At 70.1% G+C, this 6091-nt stretch carries 5 protein-coding genes and 1 pseudogene; 4 read left to right on the top strand and 2 right to left on the bottom strand.

Annotated features, from left to right (window positions below; all coding sequences use genetic code 11):
- The 3 genes and pseudogenes from RIM90_RS29840 to RIM90_RS29830 all read left to right on the top strand — a co-directional run.
- A pseudogene (locus RIM90_RS29840) lies at nt 1–837 on the top strand (hypothetical protein); the annotation flags it as partial.
- 47 nt (nt 838–884) lie between these two features.
- Nucleotides 885–1826 (top strand): hypothetical protein, encoded by a 942-nt coding sequence (locus RIM90_RS29835; RefSeq protein WP_309063860.1) that lies wholly within the window; start codon nt 885–887, stop codon nt 1824–1826.
- Nucleotides 1827–2039: 213 nt separating this feature from the next.
- Nucleotides 2040–3251: a helix-turn-helix domain-containing protein gene (locus RIM90_RS29830; protein ID WP_309063859.1), complete on the top strand. Its 1212-nt coding sequence runs from the start codon at nt 2040–2042 to the stop codon at nt 3249–3251.
- 55 nt (nt 3252–3306) lie between these two features.
- Here RIM90_RS29830 and RIM90_RS29825 read toward each other — a convergent pair whose 3' ends face one another.
- The gene (locus RIM90_RS29825; protein ID WP_309063858.1) at nt 3307–4740 is read right to left on the bottom strand and encodes a family 43 glycosylhydrolase; all 1434 of its coding nucleotides are present in this window, start codon (nt 4738–4740) and stop codon (nt 3307–3309) included.
- Nucleotides 4722–5699, bottom strand: a complete 978-nt coding sequence (locus RIM90_RS29820; RefSeq protein ID WP_309063857.1) for an arabinan endo-1,5-alpha-L-arabinosidase — start codon at nt 5697–5699, stop codon at nt 4722–4724. Before RIM90_RS29820 ends, RIM90_RS29825 begins: the two co-directional genes overlap by 19 nt.
- An 87-nt stretch (nt 5700–5786) precedes the next feature.
- Between RIM90_RS29820 and RIM90_RS29815 the strand changes: the two genes are divergently transcribed.
- Complete coding sequence (locus RIM90_RS29815) at nt 5787–6074, top strand: hypothetical protein (protein WP_309063856.1); 288 nt, start codon at nt 5787–5789, stop codon at nt 6072–6074.
- The last annotated feature ends 17 nt before the right edge of the window (nt 6075–6091 follow it).

Genomic DNA, 6091 nt, shown 5'->3' with positions numbered 1-6091 from the left:
CCGAGGGTGGCGGAGAACCCGCCCGGCGCCGCCGCGGACCGCGAGGTGCCGCACTGCGCCTACGACGAGGAGAACCCGTTCACGTCGGCGTCGCTGAACGCCTACATCACCGGCTACACCAACGTGAAGAAGCAGAAGGGCGCCTCGCTCCTGCCGCTGTCCTGCGTCCTGATCGAGCAGGGAGACCTGTACCCCGAGGTGGACGAGGACGGCAACCTCCACATAGTGGTCAACGCCACGGGCCGGCTGCACCACGAGGGGCGCATGCAGACGCCCCCCTTCCGGTCCACCTTCCTCAGCTTCGGGTTCGTTCCGACGACGGCCACCATGGTGCTGGAACAGACCGGCCCGATGACCATCCGCTTCGACAGCCTCATGCTGGAGACGATCAAGGCCGAGACCGTCATCCGGGCCCCGTTCAGGCTCCGGGTGACCGCTCTCGAGGTCAACGGCACCCCCCTGGACGTCGGGTCCGGCTGCAGGACGGAGAAGCCGCTCCGCTCCACCGAGCCGGATCCCGCGAACCACCCCGGTGACCACCTGGTCCTGTACGGAAGAGGCGAGCACACCCCGCCCGAGGACGCCACCGGCTACATGCTCCTCGACGGCGGCCCTCTGACCGGCGAGGCGACCATCCCCGCCTTCACCGGCTGCGGCACCGACGGCGAGGACCTCGACCGCCTCCTCACCGCCTCCGTCTCCGGCCCCGGCAACTACATCAAGCAGGTACAGGGCCGGACGTGTCTGCCGAGCGGTCCGGTGTTCGAGACCCCCGAGACCAAGGGCCAGTGCACGGAGGACCTCCAGCCCTACCAGATCCCCGTCCCCGAGCGCTGAACCGCACACCCCTCTCGTCCCCTCCCCCTTCACGGAAGGCCACCACCATGCCCCTGCTCCGCACCCGCGCCAGGATCGTCACCGTCTCCGCCCTGACCTCGCTCGGCGCCTTCGCCTCCCTGGGCACCGCGACCGCCGCCGACCCCGCGCTGAACGGCGAGTGGGCCCCCTTCACCCGCTGTCCCGTGGACGCGGCGGCGATGCTGGCCGCCGACGGCTTCGACAAGACCCCGCAGTGCGTGGTCTCCACCTCCGCCGGCGGCTCCATCAAGCTGGGCAAGACCACCGTGGTCACGGGGAAGACCGACCTCCAGATCGGTGTCGTCCAGAACGCGGACGGCACCAGCAGCGTCGTCGCCCCGCCCTCCGGCGCGCTCGTCGCCGACTCCGCCACCGTGCCCGGCGGCCTGCTCGGCCTGATGTGCCCGAGCGACATACCGGTGATCACGAGCATCTGCAGGACGCTCGAGAACTCCGGCCTCAACAAGATCACCGCCACCATGGAGTCCGTCGGCGCGCCCTACGCCTTCGACCAGACCGCGGGCGTCCTCACGGACCTGCCCATCGTCACCCTGCCGGTCCGCATCCATCTGGAGAACCCGCTCCTGGGCGACAAGTGCTACATCGGAACGGCCTCCAACCCCATCCTCCTGCGCCCGAAGAACCTCGACTACCCCGAGTTCGGGATGAGCTTCTTCAAGGGCGACGGCACCCCCGACGAGGCCGGCGAGATGAGCCGGATCAACCTCACCGGCGCCACCCAGAACGACAGCACCTTCGCGGTGCCCGGCGCCACCGGCTGCGGTCTGAACGTCGGCCTGATCAACGCCGCGGTCAACGCCAAGACCGGACTGCCCTCCGCCTCCGGGAACAACAGCCTCACCCTCAACGACACCCGGACCCACCTCGCCGGCCTCAACGCGCCCGGCACCGTCGCCCCCGACGCCGGCAAGGTGCTCGCGGAGAACTGGCACTCCGCCGTCAGGTGACGGCCACGGGGTCGGCGGTTCACCACCGTCCCGGCGGCCGACTCACGCACCCGTGAAGCGGTTTCTTCCCAAGTGGTGTACACCACAATGAAGTTGATTTACCTTCAGTTTCTCAAGCCGGTGTGCACCTGGTGGGTCGGCCCGGGTTCCGCCCGGCGGGCGGTGCCCGGGTCGGCCACCCCGCCGGACATGTCGGAGAGCAAGGGATCGCTCATGCCCTCAATCGCACGCCCTTCGGTGCTCGGTGAACCGCTCGACCCCCTCCCCAGGAAGTTCGCGGCCTTCATGCGGCCGGAACTGCCGGGGCTGCTGAACGAGATACGAACCGAGGTGACCCGCGCCTACCCGGTGTACGGCCGACTGCTCAACGGCCCGGACGGGGACGCGATCCGCCAAGGCGTCGAGCAGGCGCTGACCGCCTTCGTGGACCGGGTGGCCGACCCGGGCACGAACTCGGAACTGCGGGACCAGCTGCTGCGCAGGTTCGGCCGGGTGGAGGCCTACGAGGGCCGCGACCTGGAAGTCCTGCAGGGCGCCTACCGGCTCGGCGCCCGCATCGCACTGCGCCGGGCCAAGACGCTGGGACGGCAGTACAGTCTCTCCCCCGCGCTCGTCCTCGCCTTCGCCGACGCCCTCTTCGCCTACGTCGAGGAACTGGAGGCGATCACCCGTGAGGGGTACGCGGAGGTGCGGGAGCGGGCGGCGTCCGAGGTGTCCGCGTTACGAAGACAGTTATTGCACCTCCTCCTGGCCGCCTCGCCGCTGCCCCAGACGACCGTCTCCGAACTGTGCAAGGCCGCCGCCTGGGAACTGCCCCCGGAGTGCTTCCTCGTCGCCCTGCGCCCCCCGGTGCCGGAGCACATCCAGGCAGGACTCGACAGCGACGTCCTCGCCGACCTCGACATCCCCCAGCCGCACCTGCTCGTCCCCGGGGACCTCACCCCGCAACGGCTCGACATGCTCGGCACGGCCCTGGCCGGCACCCGTGCCGCGGTGGGCCTGACCGTACCGATCGCGCAGGCCGCCGACTCCGTCCGCTGGGCACGCCGTGTGCTCCAGTTCGTCAACGACGGTGTCGTGCCCGACGCCCCGCTGATCCGCTGCGAGGACCACCTGACGACCCTGTGGCTGCTGTCCGACCCCGCCCTCGTCGACCGTCTCGCGGCCCGTGAACTGGCCCCGCTCGACGGGCTGCCCGCCAGGCGGCGCGACCGGCTCGTCGAGACCCTCCGGGTCCACGTCTCCACCCGGGCACCCGCCGAGCAGGTCGGCGAGATGCTGGGCGTGCACGCCCAGACCGTCCGCTACCGCCTGCGGACGCTGGACACCTACCTGGGCGACCGGCTCGCCGACCCCGACCACCGGTTCGCCCTCGAGGTGGCCCTGCGCTCGCTCCACCTGCGGGACCACGACAGCACGGAGTGATCCACGCGGTCGGCGTGAGACCCCGTACGGGCCTCACGCCGACCTCACGCCGGCCTCACGCCGGGTTCAGCCGCCACTGCTGGCAGCCGTTGTCCAGCCAGGTCCACTGCCGTACGTCGGCGCCGTCCGCGGTGGAGCAGTTCGCGACGTCGGCGACCTTGCCGGTGGCCCGGTTGACGATCCGGACGTGACCGCCGTCGGTGGCCACGAACCGGAACCGCTGGCAGGTGTTGTCCAGCCACGACCACTGCCGCAGGCCGGCACCGTCGGCGGAGGAGCAGTTCTCGGTGTCCAGCACCTTGCCGGTGGCCACGTTGACGAGCCGGTGCGTGTCGTCCCCGAGGTCCTCCAGCCGCCACCGCTGGTTGGCGCCGCCGTTGCAGGCGTACTGCTGCACGTTCGCCCCGTCGGCGGACGAACTCCCGGCCACGTCCAGGCACTTCCCGCTGTTGCGGTTGGTGAGCGTGTAGGCGGTGGAGACGGTGGACGGCTCCCCGGAGGGGCCGGTCTGGCTCGCCCCGAGCCGCACGGGCGTGCCGAAGTCCGGCGAACCGTCCGCGTTCCAGGTGAACTTCTGCGCCCGTGCCGTGCGCCCGTTGTCGCATCCGTCGGAGGCGGAGTCGTTGGCGTGGTAGACGATCCAGCTCTCCCTCCCGTCCGGTGAGGTGAAGAACCCGTTGTGTCCCGGCCCGTACACGCCGTTCCCGTCACTGCGCTGGAAGACGGGCGTGGACTTCTTGGTCCAGGAGGACGCGGAGACCGGGTCGGGGCCGGTCAGGGCGAGCTGCCCGAGCTTGTAGTCGGGCGTCCAGCAGCCGCTGGCCGAGTAGACGAGGAAGGTCCGGCCGTTGCGTTGGAGGATCTCCGGCCCCTCGTTGACGGTCCCGCCCTGGCGCTCCCAGTCGTGCGTGGGCGTGGAGATGGTCGAGAAGGAGGAGCTGACCGTGTACGGGTTGGACATCCGGGCGGCGACGATGTTCTGCGTCCCGTTGTGCGTGCTGCCGAAGAGGTACAGCTGCCCGTCGATGGTGGCGACGGTCGGGTCCAGCATCCAGGAGGAGTTGAGCTGTCCCCGGTAGCGGTACGGCCCCATCGGGTCGGACCCGGTGCTCTCCAGCACATGGCTGCGCTGGGTCGGGTTGTAGTCGGACACGTTCTGCCCGGCGACGTAGTACAGGTACCAGCGCCCGTTGAGGAAGTGCAGCTCCGGCGCCCAGATGTTGCAGCACCGGGAGGCCGCGTCGCCCTGCCACACCTGCACGCTGGGGGCGGTGGCGAGTCCGGCGAGGGTGGGTGACTTGCGGAGGGTGATGACGTCGGTCCAGCTCGTCGTCACCAGGTAGTAGTTGCCGTCGTGGTGGACGATCCAGGGGTCGGCCCCCTTCTGGGCCTTGACGGGGTTGCTGAACGAGGCCGCCTGCGCGGACGGCTGCCCGAGCGAGAGGGCGAGCAGCAGCGCGGCCAGCAGGGTCAGTAGGCGACGGGCCATCCGCTGCTCCAGTTCAGGAGGTTGATGCCGAGCTTGGGGGTGCCGTTGTCGTTGCCGTCGTAGTAGTGGTAGACGATCAGGTCCCCGTCGACGTCATTCATGATCGACTGTCCGCCGGGACCGATGACGCTGCCGTGCGACTCGAGCACGGGCGTCCCGCCGTTGTTCATCATCGAGACGCCGTTCCTGTCGCGGTACGGCCCGGTGATGCTGGTGGCGCGGCCGACCTTGACCTTGTAGGTCGAGCTGGTGCCGGCGCAGCAGGTGTCGTAGGAGGCGAAGAGGTAGTAGTAGCCGTTCCGCTTGACGATGAACGGCGCCTCGACGGCCTTGGTCCCGGTGGGGCGGGAGGCGAGGGAGTAGCGGGTGGTGTTGGCGGAGAGCTGCTTCCCGGTGGAGGGGTCGATCTGGATCATCTTGATGCCGGTCCACCAACTGCCGAAGGACAGCCACCACTTGCCGTCGTCGTCGACGAAGAGGTTGGGGTCGATGGCGTTGAAGTCGCTGGACGAGTTCGACGTGTAGACGATGCCGTAGTCGCTCCAGCTGCCCGGTTGTCCGGTGGTCGAGCCGGCCAGCCCGATGGCCGAGGTGTTCGAGCCGAACTTCGAGACGGAGTAGTACATCAGGTACTTGCCGCCGTGGTACGAGATGTCCGGCGCCCAGGCCTCCGGCACGGAGGAGTAGTTCCGCCACCAGCCCGGGCGGGACGAGAACGCGTCGGCGCCGGCGGAGAAGGCGGTGCGGTCGGTGGAGGTCTTGCTGGCGATGCCTCCGCCGGTGGCGTAGAGCAGGTACTGGCCGGAGGACGTCCGGACCATCGTCGGGTCGTGCGTGACGACGGACCCGGTGACCCGGCCGGGGTTCGGGTACGCCGACGCCGTGGTCGGCATGAGGGCGAGGAGCGCGGCCGTGGGGAGGGCGAGGAGGACGGTGCGTTTGCGGAGGGTGCGGCTCATGCGGGTTCTCCTTGCGGTGGGGGTCACGACTTGTTCGTCATGTCGAACAGCGATCGCAAGTTCGAACGGACCGTAGAATCGAACCACTTGCGCGTCAATGGTCCGTGCAGCACCGATCGCCATCGCCGTCGGCACCGGCCTCCGCACGGACGGTCCCGGCGGGCGGCTCCCCCCTCCCAGCGGTCGAAGTTCCTGAGCGTCGCCGCACAGGCGGAGAAGGCGGCGTTCACGCGGCCGGGCCGCGGCGGCGCCCCGGCCGGCGACGAGCCGGACCGGCTCGTCGACGACCTCCGGCTCGCGCAGATCGCCATGAAGCTGACCTCGTCGGGGGACGTGGTGCCCGCGCCGGGCCGGAGCGAGGCGAAGCCGCGGTAGTCGGCGCCGGCGACGGC

The organism is Streptomyces sp. (assembly GCF_031181555.1).
Taxonomy (GTDB): domain Bacteria; phylum Actinomycetota; class Actinomycetes; order Streptomycetales; family Streptomycetaceae; genus Streptomyces; species Streptomyces fimbriatus.
This window is presented reverse-complemented; position numbering and strand designations above follow the sequence as displayed.